Origin of the sequence: Streptomyces anandii JCM 4720 (genome assembly GCF_014650655.1) — a bacterium.
Classification (GTDB): Bacteria; Actinomycetota; Actinomycetes; order Streptomycetales; family Streptomycetaceae; genus Streptomyces; species Streptomyces anandii.
On the sequence record NZ_BMVJ01000001.1, the window covers coordinates 169,895 to 172,338 of the forward strand.

A 2,444-nucleotide genomic window follows, 5' to 3' on the forward strand; every position below is an offset into this window, starting at 1 on the left:
GCCGGCGCGGCCGCCACGATCCCGGCGGCCGCGGCCCCCGCGATGACAGTGCGTCTGTTCAGTTCCATTTGCGGCTCCTGTACCTGTACGGGAATACGAGGGATACGAGGAAGTCGAAGGCCCCCACCGGCCGGTGGGGGCCTTCCTTGCTCACGAACCGGACTTGCGCTTGTTCCACACGTCGAACCCGACCGCCACCAGCAGGGCCAGGCCCTTGATGACCTGCTGCCAGTCGGTGCCGACGCTCAGGAGGTTCATGCCGTTGTTCAGCACACCGAGCACGAGACCACCGATGATCGCGCCGAGGACGGTGCCGACACCGCCGCTCATGGACGCGCCGCCGATGAACGAGGAGGCGATCGCCTCGAGTTCGAAGTTCACGCCCGCCTTCGGCGAGGCCGCGTTCAGGCGGGCGGCGACCACCAGACCCGCCAGGGCCGCGAGCACGCCCATGTTCAGGAACACCTGGAAGGTGACGCGCTTGTCCTTGACGCCGGACAGCTTCGCGGCCGGCAGGTTGCCGCCGATCGCGTAGATGTGACGGCCGAAGACGGCGTTGCGCATCACGTAGCCGTAGCCCACCACCAGGGCGGCGAGCACGATCAGGATGACCGGGGCGCCCTTGTAGCTGGCGAGCAGCAGGGTGAGCACCAGGATCGCGGCGACCAGGGCGACCAGCTTCAGCGCGAACAGCCGGGCGGGCAGCACGTCCAGGGAGAACTCCTGCTGCCGGCGCCGGTCGCGCACCTCCTGCCACACCACGGCCGCGATCAGCACGATGCCGAGGAGCAGGGTGAGGTTGTGGTAGTTGGTGTTCGGGCCGACCTCCGGCAGGAAGCCGTTGCCCATCTTCTGCAGCCCGTCCGGGAACGGGCCGAGGGTCTGCCCCTTGAGCAGGATCTCCGTCAGGCCGCGGAAGAGCAGCATCCCGGCGAGTGTGACGATGAACGACGGTATCCCGAGATACGCGATCAGGAATCCCTGTACGGACCCGGCGGCCGCGCCCACCAGCAGGCACAGCACCATCGCCACCGGCCACGCGACATGGTGACTGACCGTCAGCACTGCCGCGAAGGCCCCGACGAACGCGGTGAGCGAGCCGACCGACAGGTCGATGTGGCCCGCGATGATCACGAGCATCATGCCGATCGCGAGGATCAGGATGTAGCTGTTCTGCAGCACCAGGTTGGAGACGTTGCGCGGCAGCAGCAGGTCCCCGCCGGTCCAGATCTCGAAGAGGATCACGATCAGGCCGAGCGCGATCAGCATGCCGTACTGGCGCATGTTGCGCCGCAGGCCGCTCAGCACCAACCGGAGCAGGCCGTCGCCGGCGGCCGGTCCGCCCCCGCCCGGCGGCGCGGGGGCCGGGGTCTTGGCGGTCACATCCGTGCTCATCGGGTTACCTCTTTGTCCTTGGTCATCTGACGCATCAGCACTTCCTGCGTGGCCTCGGCGCGCGGCACCTCGCCGGTCAGCCGCCCGGCGGCCATGGTGTAGATGCGGTCGCACATGCCGAGCAGTTCGGGCAGCTCGGAGGAGATGAAGACGACCGCCTTGCCCTGGGCGGCCAGCTGGTCGATGACGGTGTAGATCTCGTACTTGGCGCCCACGTCGATGCCCCGCGTGGGCTCGTCCAGGATCAGCACGTCGGGACCCGAGAAGATCCACTTGCTCAGGACGACCTTCTGCTGGTTGCCGCCGGACAGCTTGCCCACCGGCTCGAACACGGTCGGCGCCTTGATGTTCATGGACTTGCGGAAGCCCTCGGCGACCTGCCGCTCCTCGTGCTCGTCCACCACGCCCCGCCTCGCGACCTTCTTCAGCGCGGTCAGCGAGATGTTGCGGTTGATGGTGTCCATGAGGTTGAGCCCGTAGTGCTTGCGGTCCTCGGTGACGTAGGCGATGCCGTGCCCGACCGCCTCCGCGACGGACTTGGTGCGGATCTCCTTGCCGTCCTTGAGGACCGTGCCGCCCGCGTACCGGCCGTAGGTGCGGCCGAAGACGTTCATGGCCAGCTCGGTGCGGCCGGCGCCCATCAGGCCCGCGATGCCGACGATCTCCCCGCGCCGCACCTCGATCGACACGTCGTCGACGACCTTGCGCTGCTGGTCGATCGGGTGGAACACGGTCCAGCCCCGGATCTCCAGCGCCGGGGCCGCGCCCTCCTCCGCCTGGTGCGGGGTGCGCTCGGGGAAGCGGTGGTCGAGGTCGCGGCCCACCATGCCGGAGATGATCCGCTCCTCGGTCGTCTCCGCCGCCTTCACATCCAGCGTCTCGATGGTGCGGCCGTCGCGCAGGATCGTCACCGAGTCGGCGACCCTGCGGATCTCGTTGAGCTTGTGGGAGATGATGATCGAGGTGATGCCCTGCTTCTTCAGCTCCAGGATCAGGTCCAGGAGCTTGCCGCTGTCCTCGTCGTTGAGGGCCGCGGTCGGCTCGTCCAG

2 protein-coding genes are annotated in these 2,444 nt (G+C 68.1%); both read right to left on the reverse strand.

Annotated features, from left to right (window positions below; translation table 11 throughout):
• Window positions 1-150 precede the first annotated feature (150 nt).
• Window positions 151-1,395 (reverse strand): multiple monosaccharide ABC transporter permease, encoded by a 1,245-nt coding sequence (gene mmsB / locus IE249_RS00750; RefSeq protein WP_189702793.1) that lies wholly within the window; start codon window positions 1,393-1,395, stop codon window positions 151-153.
• On the reverse strand, window positions 1,392-2,444 hold a 1,053-nt coding region (locus IE249_RS00755; RefSeq protein ID WP_229857147.1), incomplete at its 5' end, for an ATP-binding cassette domain-containing protein. The genes mmsB and IE249_RS00755, both read right to left, overlap by 4 nt.